This window comes from Pseudomonas entomophila (genome assembly GCF_029193575.1).
In the GTDB taxonomy this organism is placed as follows: Bacteria; Pseudomonadota; Gammaproteobacteria; order Pseudomonadales; family Pseudomonadaceae; genus Aquipseudomonas; species Aquipseudomonas entomophila_G.
This window is the reverse complement of record NZ_JARGCS010000010.1, coordinates 64,664-80,813: the sequence shown is the minus strand read 5'-3', so window position 1 is coordinate 80,813 and position 16,150 is coordinate 64,664. Positions and strand designations below refer to the sequence as shown.

At 65.9% G+C, this 16,150-nt stretch carries 17 protein-coding genes; 3 read left to right on the top strand and 14 right to left on the bottom strand.

Annotated features, from left to right (window positions below; all coding sequences use genetic code 11):
- Positions 1 to 56 precede the first annotated feature (56 nt).
- From P0Y43_RS04225 to P0Y43_RS04200, 6 genes are all read right to left on the bottom strand, one after another.
- The gene (locus P0Y43_RS04225) at positions 57 to 710 is read right to left on the bottom strand and encodes an HAD family hydrolase (protein ID WP_275636053.1); all 654 of its coding nucleotides are present in this window, start codon (positions 708 to 710) and stop codon (positions 57 to 59) included.
- Positions 711 to 725: 15 nt separating this feature from the next.
- Positions 726 to 1,715, bottom strand: coding sequence for an ABC transporter ATP-binding protein (locus P0Y43_RS04220; protein WP_275636052.1), 990 nt, complete (start codon positions 1,713 to 1,715; stop codon positions 726 to 728).
- Between the two features lies 1 nt (position 1,716).
- Positions 1,717 to 2,511 (bottom strand): ABC transporter permease, encoded by a 795-nt coding sequence (locus tag P0Y43_RS04215; RefSeq protein WP_275636051.1) that lies wholly within the window; start codon positions 2,509 to 2,511, stop codon positions 1,717 to 1,719.
- Positions 2,501 to 3,340 (bottom strand): ABC transporter permease, encoded by an 840-nt coding sequence (locus tag P0Y43_RS04210; RefSeq protein WP_275636050.1) that lies wholly within the window; start codon positions 3,338 to 3,340, stop codon positions 2,501 to 2,503. Before P0Y43_RS04210 ends, P0Y43_RS04215 begins: the two co-directional genes overlap by 11 nt.
- On the bottom strand, positions 3,337 to 4,143 hold the full coding sequence (locus P0Y43_RS04205; RefSeq protein WP_275636049.1) for an alkaline phosphatase family protein: 807 nt from the start codon (positions 4,141 to 4,143) through the stop codon (positions 3,337 to 3,339). The genes P0Y43_RS04210 and P0Y43_RS04205 overlap by 4 nt, the downstream gene beginning before the upstream one ends.
- Positions 4,144 to 4,278: 135 nt before the next feature.
- Positions 4,279 to 5,343, bottom strand: a complete 1,065-nt coding sequence (locus P0Y43_RS04200; RefSeq protein WP_275636048.1) for an ABC transporter substrate-binding protein — start codon at positions 5,341 to 5,343, stop codon at positions 4,279 to 4,281.
- Between the two features lie 326 nt (positions 5,344 to 5,669).
- Between P0Y43_RS04200 and P0Y43_RS04195 the strand changes: the two genes are divergently transcribed.
- A complete protein-coding gene (locus tag P0Y43_RS04195) occupies positions 5,670 to 6,383 on the top strand; it encodes a UTRA domain-containing protein (RefSeq protein WP_275636047.1) in 714 nt (237 codons plus the stop codon).
- A 46-nt stretch (positions 6,384 to 6,429) separates the two neighbouring features.
- Here P0Y43_RS04195 and P0Y43_RS04190 read toward each other — a convergent pair whose 3' ends face one another.
- The 7 genes from P0Y43_RS04190 to minC all read right to left on the bottom strand — a co-directional run bounded on the left by P0Y43_RS04190 (position 6,430) and on the right by minC (position 12,980).
- Positions 6,430 to 8,571, bottom strand: a complete 2,142-nt coding sequence (locus P0Y43_RS04190; protein WP_275636046.1) for a mechanosensitive ion channel family protein — start codon at positions 8,569 to 8,571, stop codon at positions 6,430 to 6,432.
- Positions 8,572 to 8,615: 44 nt separating this feature from the next.
- Positions 8,616 to 8,783 carry a hypothetical protein gene (locus P0Y43_RS04185; protein ID WP_170929313.1) on the bottom strand — a complete coding sequence of 56 codons (168 nt, stop codon included), beginning with the start codon at positions 8,781 to 8,783 and terminating at the stop codon, positions 8,616 to 8,618.
- 111 nt (positions 8,784 to 8,894) lie between these two features.
- A complete protein-coding gene (locus P0Y43_RS04180) occupies positions 8,895 to 10,184 on the bottom strand; it encodes a M18 family aminopeptidase (protein WP_275636045.1) in 1,290 nt (429 codons plus the stop codon).
- Between the two features lie 127 nt (positions 10,185 to 10,311).
- Entirely contained in the window at positions 10,312 to 10,947 is a 636-nt protein-coding gene (locus tag P0Y43_RS04175; RefSeq protein WP_275636044.1) for an RluA family pseudouridine synthase, read from the bottom strand.
- A 105-nt stretch (positions 10,948 to 11,052) separates the two neighbouring features.
- Positions 11,053 to 11,307: a cell division topological specificity factor MinE gene (minE, locus tag P0Y43_RS04170; RefSeq protein WP_275636043.1), complete on the bottom strand. Its 255-nt coding sequence runs from the start codon at positions 11,305 to 11,307 to the stop codon at positions 11,053 to 11,055.
- Positions 11,308 to 11,310: 3 nt separating this feature from the next.
- Complete coding sequence (gene minD, locus P0Y43_RS04165) at positions 11,311 to 12,123, bottom strand: septum site-determining protein MinD (protein ID WP_275636042.1); 813 nt, start codon at positions 12,121 to 12,123, stop codon at positions 11,311 to 11,313.
- Between the two features lie 95 nt (positions 12,124 to 12,218).
- Complete coding sequence (gene minC, locus P0Y43_RS04160; RefSeq protein ID WP_275636041.1) at positions 12,219 to 12,980, bottom strand: septum site-determining protein MinC; 762 nt, start codon at positions 12,978 to 12,980, stop codon at positions 12,219 to 12,221.
- Positions 12,981 to 13,091: 111 nt separating this feature from the next.
- On the opposite strand from minC, the gene P0Y43_RS04155 reads away from it, so the two are divergent.
- Both P0Y43_RS04155 and P0Y43_RS04150 read left to right on the top strand, forming a co-directional pair.
- On the top strand, positions 13,092 to 14,027 hold the full coding sequence (locus P0Y43_RS04155) for a lipid A biosynthesis lauroyl acyltransferase (RefSeq protein WP_275636040.1): 936 nt from the start codon (positions 13,092 to 13,094) through the stop codon (positions 14,025 to 14,027).
- Positions 14,028 to 14,111: 84 nt separating this feature from the next.
- Positions 14,112 to 15,266, top strand: a complete 1,155-nt coding sequence (locus P0Y43_RS04150; RefSeq protein WP_275636039.1) for a patatin-like phospholipase family protein — start codon at positions 14,112 to 14,114, stop codon at positions 15,264 to 15,266.
- Positions 15,267 to 15,344: 78 nt separating this feature from the next.
- Here P0Y43_RS04150 and P0Y43_RS04145 read toward each other — a convergent pair whose 3' ends face one another.
- Positions 15,345 to 16,079: an MlaA family lipoprotein gene (locus P0Y43_RS04145; protein ID WP_430540221.1), complete on the bottom strand. Its 735-nt coding sequence runs from the start codon at positions 16,077 to 16,079 to the stop codon at positions 15,345 to 15,347.
- Between the last annotated feature and the right edge of the window lie 71 nt (positions 16,080 to 16,150).

Genomic DNA, 16,150 nt, shown 5'->3' with positions numbered 1-16,150 from the left:
GGCAAGCCCGCTCCCGCAGGCCCCTGTGGGAGCGGGCTTGCTCCGCGATGAGGGCTTCAGCTCCAACTCAGAACGGGCCACCCATTGGTCTGCGCATGCTCGCGCAACACCGCGTCCGGGTTCACCACGAACGGATGGTCCACCTTCAGCAACAACGGCAAGTCATTGCGCGAGTCGGAATAGAAACTCGCCCCCTCCAGGTTTTCCTGCTCCTGGTCCAGCCACTCCAGCAGCCGGCTGATCTTGCCCTCACGGTAGGTCAGCACGCCGTGTGTCCTGCCGGTGTACACCCCGTTCAGGGCCTCCAGTTCGATCGCCAGGTACTCGTCCACGCCCAACCGCGCGGCGATCGGGCCGACCAAGTGAGTGCCTGAGGCGGAGATGATCAGAATGCGGTCGCCGCGCTTGCGGTGCTCGGCGATGCAGTGGCAGGCGTCGCCATAGATGATCGGCTCGATCACCTCTTCCACCCACGGCTCCACCAGGTGCTCCACCTCTTCCAGCGTGCGCCCGGCAATCGGCTCCAGGCTGAAGGCCATGTAGTCCTCCATGCGCAGATGACCCTTGCCGTAGGCCTCCATCAGTTCGTGGTCGCGGCGCAGGAAGTCCTTGCCGTCGACCCAGCCCAGTCGGGCCATCTGCTCGCTCCACAACGACGCGCAGTCGCCGTGGATCAGGGTTTCGTCCAGATCGAAGATCGCCAGTGCCATGATTGCAATTGCTCCTTAGGCCACTTCCCGTAGCGCCGTGGGGTCGATCGACAAGGATACCCGCTGCCCGTCCGGGTGCAGGTCGGCGGACGAGCGGTTGAGCACGTCCACCACCAGCTCCACGCCCCGGGCCTCGACACGGTAGCGAATGACGTTGCCCAGCAGGCTGTGGCTGCGCACCTGGCCGTCCAGCTCGCCATGCAGGCTCAGGGTGATCGACTCCGGGCGGATCGCCAGGCGACCGCTCACCGGGCGTTGCAGCAGGCGGCTGGCACTGTCGGGGTCGAGCAGGTTGTAGTTGCCGATGAAGCCGGCGGCGAACACGTCCACCGGCGCGGTGTAGAGGGTTTCGGCATCGCCGCTCTGGACGATGCGCCCCTGGTTCATCAGGACGATGCGGTCCGACATGGTCAGCGCCTCTTCCTGGTCGTGGGTGACGAAGATGGTGGTCAGCCCCAGCTCGCGCTGGATCGCGCGGATCTGCTCGCGCAGGTGCTTCCTGATGCGCGCATCCAGCGCAGACAGCGGTTCGTCGAGCAGCAGCAGGCGCGGGCGGGTGACCAGCGACCGGGCCAGGGCCACGCGTTGGCACTGGCCGCCGGACAGCTGGTGTGGGTAGCGCCCGGCGAAGTTGCCCAGTTCCACCAGTTCCAGGGCCTCGCGCACGCGCACCTGGCTTTCGTCGGCCTTGATCTTCTGCATGCGCAGGCCGAAGGCGACGTTCTGTTCCACGGTCATGTTGGGGAACAACGCGTAGCTCTGGAACACCATGCCGATCCCGCGCTTCTGCGGGCTCAGCGGCACCAGGTCCTGGCCGTCGAGGAGAATCCGCCCGCTGTCCACCGGGGTCAGGCCGGCGATGCAACGCAGCAGGGTGGATTTGCCGCAGCCCGATGGGCCGAGCAGGGTGACGAACTCGCCGCGCTCGATCTCGCAGTCGATGTCGTGGAACACCGGGCTGCCGGCGTAGCTTTTTTGCAGTTTCTGTACGCTGACGAAGCTCATCTCAGGTTTTGTCCTTGTTCAGGCGGTTGGCGACCCAGGTCAGCACCAGCACGAAGGCGAAGTAGGAGATCACCAGCGCGCTGTTGAAGTGGCCGCTGCTGTTGCGCATGTTGTTCAGGTACACCTGCAGGGTCTCGTAGCGAGTGCCGACCAGCAGGTTGGCGAACACGAATTCGCCGAACAGGAAGGAGAACGACAGCAGCAGCGCCACCATCAGGCCCTTGCGCAGGTTCGGCAGCACCACCAGCAACGCCGCCTGCCAGGTGCTGGCGCCGAGCAGTTGGGCGGCGTCCATCAGGTCGCGCAGGTTGATGGCCTGCAGGTTGTTGGTGATTGCCCGGTACATGAACGGCAAGGCGATGGTGAAGTAGGTGCCGATGAGGATCCACGGCGTGCCGACCATGGCCATCGGCCCGCTGCCGTACAGTTGCAGCAGGCCCACCGACGACACCACCGGCGGCACCGCGAACGGCAGCAGGATGAGGACGTTCATCAGGGCGTCGAGCTTGGGGAAGTGGTAGTGCACCACGAACAGCAGCGGCAGGATCAGCACCACCGATAGCAGCAGCGCACCGATGCACACCAGCAGCGACTGGCCGAACGCGGCGAGAAAGCGCGGCTCGCTCCACAGCGCGATGTACCACTTGAAGGTCAGGCCGCTGGGCAACAGGGTCGCCGACCAACTGGTGGCCAGCGAGTAGAGCAGGGTGCCGGCCAGCGGCAGCAGCAGGATGAGGAACAGCAGGTACACCACCACGCGGTGGTACAGGCCGCCCGGGCGGGATTCAGCGCGCATGGTAGCTCCTTTTCAGCAGCCATTGATGGACCACCGTGACCAGCGTCATCAGCCCCACCAGCACCATCGCCAGGGCGCTTGCCAGGTTCGGGTCGAGGGTGATGTCGCCGGCCACCAGGGCGGCGATACGGATCGGCAGCACGTTGAAGTTGCCAGTGGTCAGGGCATAGACGGTGGCGTAGGCGCCCAGGGCGTTGGCCAGCAGGATCACGAAGGTGCCCAGCAGCGCCGGGGTCAGCACCGGCAGGCCGATGTGCCGCCAGAACTGCCAGTGGTTGGCGCCCAGCAGCGCGGCGGACTCGCGCCAGTCTTCACGCAGGGCGTCGAAGGCCGGGTAGAGCAGCAGCACGCCCAAGGGGATCTGGAAGTAGGTGTACACCAGGATCAAGCCGCTCTTGGAATAGATGCTGAAGTCGCCGAGCAGGCCGATCTGCTTGAGCAGCAGGGTCAGCGCGCCGTTGAAGCCGAGCAGGATGATGAAGGCGAAGGCCAGTGGCACGCCGGAGAAGTTGCTGGTCATGTTGGCGAAGGCGCTGACGAAGTCGCGCAGCTTCGAGTCGACCTGGCGCAGCGAGTAAGCGCCGAGGGTGGCGATGACGATACCGAACAGGCTCGACCAGAAGCTGATCTCCAGGCTGCGTTGCAGCGCCTGCAGGTAGAACTTCGAGGCGAACACCTTGCTGAAGTTCTCAAGGCCCCAGCCGCCTTCGCCTTGCAGGCTGTGGATGGTCACCCAGGCCAATGGGGCGATCTGGAAGATGACGAAGAACAGTGCGAACGGAAGCAGGCAAAGCAGGGCCAGGGTGCGGCCACGGTGGCTGGCATTCACTTGAGCAACTCCCGGCAGACCGGTTTGTCATGGGTTGCGCCGAGCAGTTCGCAGAGCGTGCCGCACAGCTCGGTTTGCAGGGGCTTGGCGGCCGGGTCCAGGCTGAACGCCTCACCGAAGACGAACAGCGGCACCTCGCGTTCCTCGGCCAGCAGGCCATTGTGCGAGCGGTCGTTGTTCATGCCGTGATCGGCGGTCACCAGCACCTGGTAGCCCTCTTCGAGCCAGCGCGGCAGGTAGTCGGCCAAGAGGATGTCGGCGCTGCGCGCGGCGTTGCGGTATTGGCTGCTGTCCAGGCCGTGGCGGTGGCCGGCGTCGTCGATGTTCATCGGGTGCACCAGCAGGAAGTTCGGCGCATGGCGGCGGCGCAGGTATTCAGCGTCGGCCAGCAGGTGCGAGTCGGGGTAGTGGTCGGCCCAGTAGAACAGGCCATGCTGGATCGGCAGCTTGGGCGCGTGGGTGTGGCGGTCGCGCAGCGGGTCGAACGGCGAGCGGTTGTACAGCTCGCTGAACCAGTGGTAGGCCGCCGCGGCAGTGCTCAGCCCGGCCTCGCGGGCATAGTGGAACACGCTGCGCTGGTTGGACAGGCGGCTGACGTTGTTGTGCACGATGCCGCTGTCGATCGGTGGCACGCCGGTGAGGATGCATTCATACAGCGGCCGCGACAGCGACGGCAGCTCGCATTCGACGCGGTACAGCGCGGCGCGGTCGGCCTCGACGTAGGCGTGCAGGTGGCCCATGGCGTGGTGGGCAACCTGGTGGTTGAGGCCGTCGAGCAGGACCAGGATGACGTTGTGTTGCATGATTGCTCCGCAGGGTGTCAGTCAATCCGCGTCGCCCTGTTCGCGGGTAAACCCGCACCCACAGGGTTTCGGATGATCCTGTGGGTGCGGGTTTACCCGCGAAAGGGCCGGTTCAGGCGTTAGAGAGCCTGGGCCTTATTCCATTTCGATGATGACCTGCTCCTGCCACTTCTGCGGCAGCGCCTTGGAGGTCGTCTCCCAGGCTGCGGCATCCTTGATCGGCTGCGCCGCCTTGTATTGCTCGTTCGGCAGCAGCTTGGCCTGCACGTCGGCCGGCAGCTTCAGGTGCTCGGCGCGGATCGGGCGGGCATGGCCCATAGCCAGGTTGGTCTGGCCTGCGTCGCTGAAGATGTACTCGCGGGTCAGCTTGGCGGCGTTCGGGTGCTTGGCGTACTTGTTGATGATGGTGGTGTAGCCGGAGGTGATCGAACCGTCCGACGGGATCAGCACTTCAAAGCGCTTGGGGTCGATCTGGTCGCGGTAGCTCAGGCCGTTGAAGTCCCACACCACGCCGACTTCCACTTCGCCCTTCTCCAGGGTCTGGATGGTCGGGTTGGCCAGCGACAGGCGCTTCTGCTGGGCCAGCTTGGTGAACAGCTGCAGGCCCGGGGCGATATTGCTCTCGTCACCCTTGTAGGCGATGGCGGCGGCCAGCACGCCGTTGGCGGCCTGGGCGGCGGTGCCGACGTCACCGATGGCGACCTTGTACTTGCCCTTTTCCAGGTCGTGCCAGCTGGTTGGACGTTCGCCTTCCTTGACCAGGTCCTTGTTGATGATGAACGCGATGGTGCCGGTATAGGCCAGCGCCCAGTGGCCTTCCTTGTCCTTGGCCCAGTCCGGGACCTGGTCCCAGGTGCTCGGCTTGTACGGCTGGGACACGCCCTTGGCCACGGCGATGGGGCCGAAGGCGGCGCCGACGTCGCCGATGTCGGCGCTGGCGTTGTCTTTCTCGGCGTCGAACTTGGCGATTTCCTGGGCCGAGCTCATGTCGGTGTCACTGTGCTTGAGGCCGTACTTCTTGGCCAGGTCTTCCCAGGTGCCTTTCCAGTTGGCCCAGGCATCGGGCATGCCCACGCTGTTGACGGTGCCTTCCTTGCGGGCGGCGTCTTCCAGGGCCTTGAGGTCGGTGCCGGCGGCCATGGCCGAGGTGCACAGGGCGATGGCCGAGCCCAGCAGTGACGCCATGAAGAACTTTTTCATCCGAAGCTCCTTTGGTGGGTGCCTTGCAATCGTTGTTATGACGGGACCTTGCTTGCAGAACGGTTGGTCTAGGTCAGCAAACCTTGAGCCAAGGTAGGCCTGTTCCATGACAATTTGATGTAGGAGTACGCCGTACCCAGGGGGGCGGGCGCCCTGAAAACAAAGCGTAGACCAGAACGCAGCCCTTTATTTTCCGGGGTTGGCCCGAATCTGGCACACCTCTGGCGGGGCCTTTGTCACAGGATGTTCATCAGCCGTGCCTAGGCTTGCACTATTCTCCAACTGCCCTGCTATGGGGCTGGACTAGTCCAGATAGGTAACCTTTGATGCAATCGACCCCGCCGCGGGCGGTAACAGCGATCTGCCATGCCCTGCAGGAGCAGATCGAACATGGCTTGCTGGCACCGGGCGGCAAGTTGCCGGCCGAGCGCAAGCTCAGCGAGGTGTTCGATACCACGCGTATCACCCTGCGCGAGGCGCTGGTCCAGCTGGAAGCCCAGGGGTTGATCTACCGTGAGGAGCGGCGGGGCTGGTTCGTCGCGCCCGAGCGGCTGACCTACGACTTGATCGAACGCAGCCATTTCCACGCCATGGTCCGCGACCAGGGGCGGCTGCCGAGCACCGAGCTGCTGTCGGCGCGCTTGCAGCCGGCGTCTGCGGCGATTTGTGCGCGGCTGCGCTTGCCGGCGTTGTCCAGCGTGGTGCGCATCTGTCGCTTGCGGCGTATCGACGCAAGGGCGGTGTTGTATGCCGAGCATTATCTCAACCCGCGGTATTTCCCCGGGGTTCTCGAACTGGACCTGGCGCAGTCGCTGACCGAGATCTATGCCCGTGAATACGGCATCCGTTACGGGCAGGTGTGTTTCGAGATCCTGCCTACCGCGCTGCCGGTGGACGCGGCCACGGCATTGAAAGTGTCGGCGGGTAGCCCCGGGCTGCACATCACCCGGGTCAACAGCGACCAGCATGGGCATCTGATCGACTGCGACCTGGAATATTGGCGGCATGACGCGATTCGCATCCGCGCCCAAGCGGGGTGACTGAGCCAAGAGCCTTGCAGGGGCGGGCTTGCCCCGCGATAGGGCCCTAGCTGGAGGTCCCGGCCTCCCCCCCTGCCGTCACCACCTGCACCGACAACCGAGGCGTCGCCAGGTCCAGCCCCGTCTCGTCCAACTGCCGCTTCAGCGCCAGGTTGAACGCCCGCGACACCTCCCACTGCTTGATCGGCGCGGTCTTGAACCGTGCCCGCAGCACCGCCGAGCCCGACTCGAAACTCTCCACCCCCTGTAACTCCAGCGGCGACCAGATGTTGCGGCGCATCAGCGGGTCGCTGCGCAGCTTTTGCGCCACCTCGCGAACCAGCGCGATCGCCTGGTCGATGTGCATGCTGTGCGGGATGGCCACGCGGAAGATCGCATAGCCGAACTCGCGCGAGTAGTTCTTGATGCTCTTGATCTCGCTGAACGGGATGGTGTGCACGATGCCGTCGATGTCGCGCAGGCGCACGGTGCGGATGGTCAGGCCCTCGACCGTGCCCAGGTGGCCACCGACATCGACGTAGTCGTCGATCGCCAGGGAGTCCTCGATGATGATGAACAGCCCGGTGATCAGGTCGGCCACCAGCGACTGCGCGCCAAAGCCGATGGCCAGGCCGATCACCCCGGCACCGGCGAGCAGCGGGGTGACGTTCATGCCCATGTTGGCCAGGGCGACGATCACCGCGATGATGAAGATGGTCACGAACAGCACGTTGCGGATCAACGGCATCATGGTCTGCGCGCGAGCGTTGGCCTGGCCCCGGCGCGAGCGCACCAGGGCGTGGTGCACGGCGGTGTCGGCGAGGATCCACACCAGCCAGGCGGCGATCAACGTGCCGGCCAGGCCCAGCAGGCGCACGCTGACGTCATGCCCTTCGCCTTCGGCGAAGTTGATCATCGACAAGCCCCAGATGCGCAGCCCCAGCTCGATGAACGCCAGCCAGATGACCAGGTGCGCCAAGGCGTAGCCGAAGTTGCGCAAGCGTTCGATGTACAGCGCCTGGCGCCGGTTGGCGCGCTTGGGGCTGGCGGCATGCCGGCGCACCAGGCTGTGCAGCACCATGCACACCACCAGCAGCACGATGCACATCAGCGACTGGCGCAGCGCGGTGCTGGTGTCTCCGGCCGAGACGAAGGTGGCGAACAGCGACAGCGCCACCAGCACCAGTGCCGGCACGAACCAGACGTTGCCGAGCACCGAGAGCGTGTCGCTGAGGGTGCGTCGGCTCAGGCGCCGGGACAGCGGCTGGTTGCGGATCAGGTGGGCGATGGGGCGGCGGAAGCGCAGGATGAACAGGCCGGTGCACAGTGCCGCCAGCACGTTGGCCAGGGTCGCGAGGGCGTGTGCCAGGTGGCTGCCCAGGGCCGTGGTCAGGCGTGGGTCGCTCATCGCCTCGCCGAAGGCGGCGAAGCTGCCGATCAGCCACAGCGGACGGAACGCCTGGCGTCGCAGGATGTACAGGGCGCGGTGGCGGTGCGGGCCATCGAGCAGGGAGAAGGCAATCACGCAGATCGCCGAGAAGCAGGTGCCGACCACCAGCGCATAGGCCAGCACCATGGCCATCGACTTGCCCAGCGAGGAGGGCAGGGCGAAGCTCAGGTACACGGTGATCACCAACGCCACCAGCCACGGCCCGAGCTTGCGCAGGGCGAAACGCACCAGGTCCCAGGTGCGTGGGTGCTGGGGCAGTTCCTCGGTGAGGCCGAAGCGCACCCGCACGCGGTGGCCGACCCAGTTGAAGCTGTAGGCCAGCAGGCTCCACACGGCGATGATCGCGGCAAAGCCGAACAGGATCGCCGGCCATTGGTGCACCGGCACCGCCAGCGCGACCAGCTCGGCCTGGGCCTGGTCGATCTCCTGCGACCAGCGCACGAATGGGCTGGCCTCGCCGCTGAACTGCTTTTCCAGGTCGTGCACGGCGTTGCCGATCAGCCCCAGCACGCCCTGTTCGGGGCTGGGCTGGGACTGCTTGCTGGCGTCGCGCAGCTTCTTCAGGTCGGCCAGCAACTTGGCGCGTTGCTGGTCGTTCTCCAGGTTCTTGATGACTTCGTCCAGCGACTTGCCGAGCGGCTCGCTGGCTTGCGGTTGGGCGGGCGCGCTCGGACCGAGCAGGCTGGGCAGGCCGGCGGCGTGGGCCGGGACGGTGAACAGGAACAGCAGCAGGGTCAGGCAACGCAGGAGGGCAGGCACCGGAAAATCTACCTCAGGTCAAACGATTGGCCGAGTTTAGAACGTTATGAGGGTAGTTTCTCCAGGATCTTCCAGCAGGTCAGGCCGAAAATGCCGAGGGTGCCGATCCACATCATCAGCACGCCGATGTTGCGCTCGCGCAGGCTGAAACCGATGGTCAGCAGCATCAGGAACAGGAACACCGGCACGAACAGGGAGAGGAAGGGGGACATGGCGGCAATCCTTTTGCTTGGGGCCTGTCTTAAGCATAGCGGTTGGTGGTGACGCTGGTGGCCCTATCGCGGGCTTGCCCCGCAATAGGGTCGACACTGGCTACATCATTATCACGGCAACTCACGGCTGCGATAGAACGCCGTCAACACCTTCACCAGGTGCCCCAGGTCGTGGCTGCCGCACAACTCGCGGATCGAATGCATGGCGAAGGTCGGCAGGCCGATGTCCACGGTGCGCACCCCCAGGTGGCTGGCGGTGATCGGGCCGATGGTCGAGCCGCAGCCCATGTCGCTGCGCACCACGAAACTCTGCACCGGCACTTCCTCGGCCATGCACAGGTGGCGGAAGAACCCGGCGGTCTCGCTGTTGGTGGCGTAGCGCTGGTTGTTATTGACCTTGATCACCGGCCCCGCGTTGAGCTTGGGCCCGTGGTTGCCGTCGTGCTTGTCGGCATAGTTGGGGTGCACGCCGTGGGCGTTGTCGGCCGATACCAGCAGCGAGCGCTGAATCGTGCGCACGTACTCGTCGCCGTCGGGCAGCAGGCGCTGCAGGGTTTGTTCGAGCATCGGGCCGTCGGCGCCGCAGGCCGAGCACGAGCCGACTTCCTCGTGGTCGGTGCACACCAGCACGCAGGTCTCGTCGCCGTCGTCGGCCAGCAGTGCCTGCAGGCCGGCGTAGCACGACAGCAGGTTGTCCAGGCGCGCGCCAGCGATGAAGTCGCCGTTGAGGCCGATCACGGCGGCGTCCTGGGTGTCGTAGAAGCTCAGTTCGTAATCCAGCACCACGTCGGCGTTCAGCTCGTGCTCGCGTGCCAGTTGCTCGGTGAGCAGGGCGCGGAAGTCCACGCGCTCGTCACCGGCGACCTGGGCGAGTACCGGCGGCAGTTCGTTCTGTGGGTTGATCGGCCAGCCTTCGTTGGCGGTGCGGTTGAGGTGGATGGCCAGGTTGGGAATGATGGCGATCGGCAGCTTGAAGTCCACCAGCTGGCTTTCGACCTTGCCGTCGCGGCGGAAGGTGACGCGCCCGGCCAGCGACAGGTCGCGGTCGAACCACGGTGCGAGCAGGGCGCCGCCGTACACTTCCACGCCCAGTTGCAGGAAGCCCTGGCGTTGCAGCTCGGGTTGCGGCTTGACCCGCAGGCACGGGCTGTCGGTGTGCGCGCCGACCATGCGGATGCCGCTGAGCAGCGGCGAGTGCTTGCCCAGCTTGATGGCGATGATCGAGGAGTCGTTGCGGGTCACGTAGTAGCGACCGCCAGGCACGGTGGCCCAGCTGTCGCGCTCGTCCAGGCGCTGGTAGCCGGCAGCTTCCAGGCGCTGGGCCAGGCTTGCGGTGGCGTGGAAGGGCGTGGGGGAAGCCTTGAGGAAATCGATCAGGCCTTGGTTCAGGGCGTCGCGCATAGGTCACTCCAGACAGCAGTGGCGCGAGTTTAGCGTAATTGGTTGGCAAATTGTGTCGGCCCTATCGCGGGGCAAGTCGGATCGCCGCACCGCCGCTCCTGCAAGGACCGCGCTGTCCGAACGGCCCTCAGAACGGTGCGGGGCACTCGAACCGCAGCCGCTCCCCACTCACCGGGTGGGTGAAGCTCAACAGGCTCGCGTGCAGGCACAACCGCTCGTGGGCGGCCAGCGCCTCGGGGTTGGCGTACAAGCGGTCGCCCAGCAGTGGATGCCCGATCGACAGCATGTGCACGCGCAGTTGGTGCGAACGCCCGGTGATCGGCGTCAGTTCCACCCGGCAGTGATCGCCGCAGCGCTCGACGATGCGCCAGAAGGTCAGCGCGTGCTTGCCTTGCTCGTGGTCCACCACATGGCGCGGCTTGGTCGGTGGGTCGTAGCGCAGCGGCAGGTCGATGCTGCCGCTGTCCAGCGCAGGCTGGCCCCAGCACAGCGCGGTGTAGGCCTTCTCGGTCTCACGGTCGTGGAACTGGCGCGACAGCTCGCGGTGGCTGTCGGCATCGCGGGCCAGCAGGATGATCCCCGAGGTTTCCCAGTCCAGGCGGTGCACGATCAGCGCGTCGGGGTAGCCGTTTTCCTGCAGGCGGGTGATCAGGCAATCCTTGTTGTCCTCGGCACGGCCCGGTACCGAGAGCAGCAGGGTGGGCTTGTTCACCACCAGGATGGCGGCGTCTTCGTGGAGGATGTGGACGTTCGACAGCGGCATTGTTGCGGGTTCTCTCAAATGCCAACGGCGACAGCGAACCCAGCGCTACCACCAGCAGGGGGTAGCTGTGAATTCACTGTCGCCGTGGCGACGGCCCGAAAGCGATCAGCGCTCGGGCAGGGTGATGTTCAGTTCCAGGATCGAGCAGCTGCCCTGGTTCTCCAGGGCCACTTGCACGTCGTCGTTGCCGATGTTGACGTACTTGCGGATGACCTCGACCAGTTCCTTCTGCAAGGCCGGCAGGTAGTCCGGGGTACTGCGTTGGCCGCGTTCGTGCGCCACGATGATCTGTAGACGCTCTTTCGCTACCGACGCGCTGGTCTGTTTCTGCCTGCCACGAAAGAAGTCAAGAAGGTTCATGGTTTATTTGCCTCCAAACAGGCGCGAGAAGAATCCTTGCTTCTGCACGTCAATGAATCGCAGTGGCTTCTCTTTGCCCAGCAGGCGGTCGACAGTGTCGCTGTACGCCTGGCCGGCATCGCTCTGGTCGTCAAGGATGACCGGGATGCCCTGGTTGGAAGCCTTGAGTACGGCCTGGGACTCGGGGATAACACCCTTGAGCTTGATCGCCAGGATCTCTTCGACGTCGGCGATGCTGAGCATCTCGCCTTTCTCGACGCGCTCGGGGTGATAACGGGTGATCAGCAGGTGTTCCTTGATCGGCTCTTCGCCGTTCTCGGAGCGGCGCGACTTGCTCGACAGGATGCCCAGCATGCGGTCGGAGTCGCGTACCGAGGAGACTTCCGGGTTGGTCACGACGATGGCCTCATCGGCGAAGTACATCGCCAGGTGCGCGCCTTTCTCGATACCGGCCGGGGAGTCGCAGATGACGTAGTCGAAGGTTTCCTTCAGCTCCATCAACACCTTTTCCACGCCTTCCTGGGTCAGCGCGTCCTTGTCGCGGGTCTGGCTGGCGGCCAGCACGAACAGGTTCTCCAGGCGCTTGTCCTTGATCAGGGCCTGCTGCAGGTTGGCTTCGCCGTTGACCACGTTGACGAAGTCGTACACCACGCGGCGTTCGCAGCCCATGATCAGGTCGAGGTTACGCAGGCCGACGTCGAAGTCGACGATGACCGTTTTGTGGCCACGCAGTGCGAGGCCGGTGCCGATGGCGGCGCTGGTGGTGGTCTTGCCCACACCCCCTTTGCCGGAAGTAACCACGAGAATCTTGGCCAAGGTGTTTCACCCCTAAATAAACGGGACGTGCGCGTCCCAGCAAATACAAAAAGGCAACAGGGAAAAAGTTGCACTTAAAATGGCGGCAGTATCCGTTAAAGACGGGTGATGTTCAACACATCGCCGATCAGGCTCACCTGCACGCCGGCCCCCCACAACGGGTCGCGGCGCAAGTCTTCGCAAACCTTGTACTGGCCGGCGATGGACACCAGTTCGGCGGTCATCTGCTGGCAGAAGATACGTGCCCGGGTATTGCCCTTGATGCCGGCCAGGGCGCGGCCGCGCATGGCGCCGTACACATGGATGTTGCCATCGGCGAGAAGTTCCGCGCCCGGGCTGACCGAGGCGGTCACCACCAGGTCGCCGCCCTGTGCGTAGATCTGCTGGCCGCCGCGCACCGGCGAGGTGATGATCCGCGTCGGGCGGATCTCCGGCTCGGGCGCCGCGGGTGGCGGGGCGGGGACAGGCTCGGGCTTCTTCACCTCGGGTTCGGGCTCCAGCGGGCGCTCGCGGGCGCCGGACGGCGGCAGCACCGGCAGGTCGATGGCGATCGCCGCAGCGATGTCTTCGATGCGGCTGGCGCGAATCGCCAGGGTGCGCAGGCCATGGTGGCGGCAGATACGCATCAGGCCGGGCAGGTCGATGGCGCCTTCGTCGGCCGGCAGCTTGTCCAGCGCCAGCACCAGCGGCGTGTTGCTGAAGAAGTTCGGGGCCTGGGCCACCTTCGCCGCCAGCTGCCGGTCGAGGGCTTCGAGGTCGTTGCGCGCCAGTTCCAGCACGGTGATGGCAAGCATGCTGCCCTTGAGCTGGAACACGGTGGCGGTGTCGGGGGTCGGGTTGAGGCTCATGGTCTGCATAGACGGCTGGTTACGAAAAAAGTGCCCTGACTTATAACGATAACGCCCGCCACCCGCAACCGCGGCAGAACCGTTGTAGAATGCCCGGCCTTTGTCTTTCCGGATGCTTCAATGGATCGCCCGCGTTTTCGTCCCTCTTTTCTGCACCCGCGCTTCTGGGGCCTGTGGCTCGGCCTGGGCCTGCTGTGGCTGGTGGTCCAGCTGCCGTATCGCGCCCTGCTGTGGCTCGGTAGCGCCCTGGGCGCGGTGATGTACCACCTGGCCGGCGAGCGTCGGCGCATCGCCGCGCGTAACCTGGAACTGTGCTTCCCGGAACTGTCCGGCGACGAACGGCGGCGCCTGCTGAAGGAAAACTTCGCCTCCACCGGCATCGCCTTCTTCGAGATGGCCATGAGTTGGTGGTGGCCCCAGGCCAGGCTGGCGCGCCTTGCGCACATCGAAGGCCTGGAGCACCTGCAGGACGCCCAGCGCGAAGGGCAGGGCGCGATCCTCATGGCGGTGCACTTCACCACCCTGGAGATCGGCGCCGCCTTGCTCGGCCAGGCCCACACCATCGACGGCATGTACCGCGAGCACGGCAACCCGGTGTTCGACTTCATCCAGCGCCGCGGCCGCGAGCGCCACAACCCCGATTCGCTGGCGGTGGAGCGCGAGGACGTGCGCGGCATGCTCAAGCTGCTGCGCAACGGCCGGGCGATCTGGTACGCCCCGGACCAGGACTACGGCGCCAAGCAGAGCCTGTTCGTGCCGCTGTTCGGCATCCCCGCGGCGACGGTCACCGCCACCACCAAGTTCGCCCGGCTGGGCAAGGCGCGGGTGATACCGTTCACCCAGAAGCGCCTGGAAGATGGCAGCGGCTACCGCCTGGTGGTGCACCCGCCGCTGGCGGACTTCCCAGGTGAAACCGAGGAGGCCGATTGCCTGCGCATCAACCAGTGGGTCGAAAGCGTGCTGCGCGAGTGCCCGGAGCAGTACCTGTGGGCGCATCGGCGGTTCAAGTCGCGACCCGAGGGGGCGCCGCGGCTGTATGACAAGAAGAAGCGCTGAAGGCGCGTAGCGGGTGATGGCCCTATCGCGGGCTCGCCCCGCGATAGGGCCGGCCCTGACAACAATCAATCCAGGAAGGACGCGATGGCCCCACCTCCCACCACTGGCCTGATCCTCTCCGGCGGCGGCGCCCGCGCCGCCTACCAGGTCGGTGTGCTGGCCGGCATCGCCGAGTTGCTGCCGCCGGGTGCGGCAAACCCCTTTCCTGTCATCGTCGGCACCTCCGCCGGCGCCATCAACGCCGTGACCTTGGCCAGCGGTGCCACCCGCTTCGGCGAGTCGGTGCAGCGTCTCACCGCCTTCTGGCAAAACGTTCGCAGCCACCTGGTGCTGCGCAGCGACTGGCCAGGGGTGATCCGCCAGGCCAGCCGCTTCGTCAGCCACAGCCTGCTGGGCCTGGGCGGCCAGGTGCCGGTGGCGCTGCTCGACAGCCGCCCGCTGCGCGGCCTGCTGCAGGCGCATCTGGACCTCGACGGCATCGCCCACGCCCTGGCCAGCGAGCAATTGCGTGCGATCGCCGTGACTGCCTTTGGTTATGAATCGGGCCAGGCGGTGACTTTCTACCAGGGCCGCGGCACCATCGAGCCCTGGCTGCGCCATCGGCGCATCGGCGTGCCCACGGCGTTGAGCGTCGAGCACCTGCTGGCCAGCTCGGCCATCCCCCTGCTGTTCGCCCCAGTGCGCCTGGGCGACGAATACTTCGGCGATGGCGCGGTCCGTCAGTCGGCGCCGATCAGCCCGGCCCTGCACCTGGGCGCCAGCCGTGTGCTGGTGGTGGGGGTCAGCGGCAACCCGCAGCGCCCGGCGGCACCGCTGCCGACCCAACGGGTCTTCAGCGGCCAGCAGCCGAGCCTGGCGCAAATCGGTGGGCACATGCTCAACAGCACCTTCATCGACAGCCTGGAGGACGACATCGAGCTGTTGCAGCGCCTGAACCACCTCAGCCACTTGATGCCCGCGCACCTCGACGCGCGGCGCCTGGGCCTGGCGCCGATCGACGTGCTGGTGGTGGCGCCCAGCCAGCCGCTGGATGAGATCGCCGCGCGGCACCGGCGCGAGCTGCCGGCGGCGTTGCGTCTGTTCCTACGCGGGCCGGGAGCGACCAAAACCAGTGGGGCGGGAGTGCTCAGCTACCTGTTGTTCGAGGCGAGCTACTGCAGCGAGCTGATCGAGCTGGGGCGGCGTGATGCCTTGGCCAAGAAGCGCGAGTTGCAGCAGTTCCTGGGGTTGGCGGGCTGAGGCTGGCGGCCCTATCGCGGGGCGAGCCCGGGCCTACAGGGACGGCGCCGTGCCAGGGCCTGCGGTGAGCCTGTGCGCTCACTCGGAGATCTGCAACTTGCGTGACTGGGTATACACGTAGCGCACCTTCTCGTACTCGAACGGCGAGTTGGTCTGCCCATAGCGGAAGTTGGTGGTGTAGCGCCGGTCCACCGCCCGCAGCAGGATGAGCTCCGGGTGGCTCGTGCTGGCCTCGGCCACGTTCAGCAGGTTGGCCTCGCGCTCGCCCACGTAGTCCACCACCAGCCCGGTGGTGTCGCGCAGGTTCGATGGCCCGAGCACCGGCAGCATGATGTACGGCCCCTCCGGCACGCCATAGAAGCCCAGGGTCTGGCCGAAGTCCTCGCTCTGGCGCGGCAGGCCCATCGCCGTCGCCGGGTCCCATAGGCCGCCCACGCCGATGAGGGTGTTAAACATCAGGCGCGCGGTGATTTCCGCCGAGCGCTTGCCCTTGAGCTGCAGCACGCTGTTGAACAGGTTCGGCACGTCGCCGAGGTTATTGAAGAAGTTGCTCACGCCGGTGCGCACGAAGCGCGGGGTGACATAGCGGTAGCCATCGACCAGCGGCAGGAACACCCATTGGTCGAAGCGATAGTTGAAGTGGTAGATGCGCCGGTTCAGCGACTCCAGCGGGTCGTAGATGTTCAGCGCCGCCAGGGTCGAGCGCTCGAACTCGCGCTGGTCCAGCCCAGGGTTGAATTTCAGGTCGCGCAGCGGGTCGAGGAAACCGTCCGACTCCACCGTCGGGGTGTCGACCCCATCGGCCTCGATCACGCTGGTGCGCGGCGCGACTTCCGCCGCCAGTACGCTGCCACTGGCGAGCAGGGCCAGGGCGAGGATCAGTT

Excerpts from the sequence above, each read along its gene's own strand:
- P0Y43_RS04225 (WP_275636053.1), bottom strand. The coding sequence starts at position 710 with ATGGCACTGGCGATCTTCGATCTGGACGAAACCCTGATCCACGGCGAC.
- P0Y43_RS04220 (WP_275636052.1), bottom strand. The coding sequence starts at position 1,715 with ATGAGCTTCGTCAGCGTACAGAAACTGCAAAAAAGCTACGCCGGCAGC.
- P0Y43_RS04215 (WP_275636051.1), bottom strand. The coding sequence starts at position 2,511 with ATGCGCGCTGAATCCCGCCCGGGCGGCCTGTACCACCGCGTGGTGGTG.
- P0Y43_RS04205 (WP_275636049.1), bottom strand. The coding sequence starts at position 4,143 with ATGCAACACAACGTCATCCTGGTCCTGCTCGACGGCCTCAACCACCAG.
- P0Y43_RS04200 (WP_275636048.1), bottom strand. The coding sequence starts at position 5,343 with ATGAAAAAGTTCTTCATGGCGTCACTGCTGGGCTCGGCCATCGCCCTG.
- P0Y43_RS04195 (WP_275636047.1), top strand. The coding sequence starts at position 5,670 with ATGCAATCGACCCCGCCGCGGGCGGTAACAGCGATCTGCCATGCCCTG.
- P0Y43_RS04185 (WP_170929313.1), bottom strand. The coding sequence starts at position 8,783 with ATGTCCCCCTTCCTCTCCCTGTTCGTGCCGGTGTTCCTGTTCCTGATG.
- P0Y43_RS04180 (WP_275636045.1), bottom strand. The coding sequence starts at position 10,184 with ATGCGCGACGCCCTGAACCAAGGCCTGATCGATTTCCTCAAGGCTTCC.
- P0Y43_RS04175 (WP_275636044.1), bottom strand. The coding sequence starts at position 10,947 with ATGCCGCTGTCGAACGTCCACATCCTCCACGAAGACGCCGCCATCCTG.
- minE (WP_275636043.1), bottom strand. The coding sequence starts at position 11,307 with ATGAACCTTCTTGACTTCTTTCGTGGCAGGCAGAAACAGACCAGCGCG.
- minC (WP_275636041.1), bottom strand. The coding sequence starts at position 12,980 with ATGCAGACCATGAGCCTCAACCCGACCCCCGACACCGCCACCGTGTTC.
- P0Y43_RS04155 (WP_275636040.1), top strand. The coding sequence starts at position 13,092 with ATGGATCGCCCGCGTTTTCGTCCCTCTTTTCTGCACCCGCGCTTCTGG.
- P0Y43_RS04150 (WP_275636039.1), top strand. The coding sequence starts at position 14,112 with ATGGCCCCACCTCCCACCACTGGCCTGATCCTCTCCGGCGGCGGCGCC.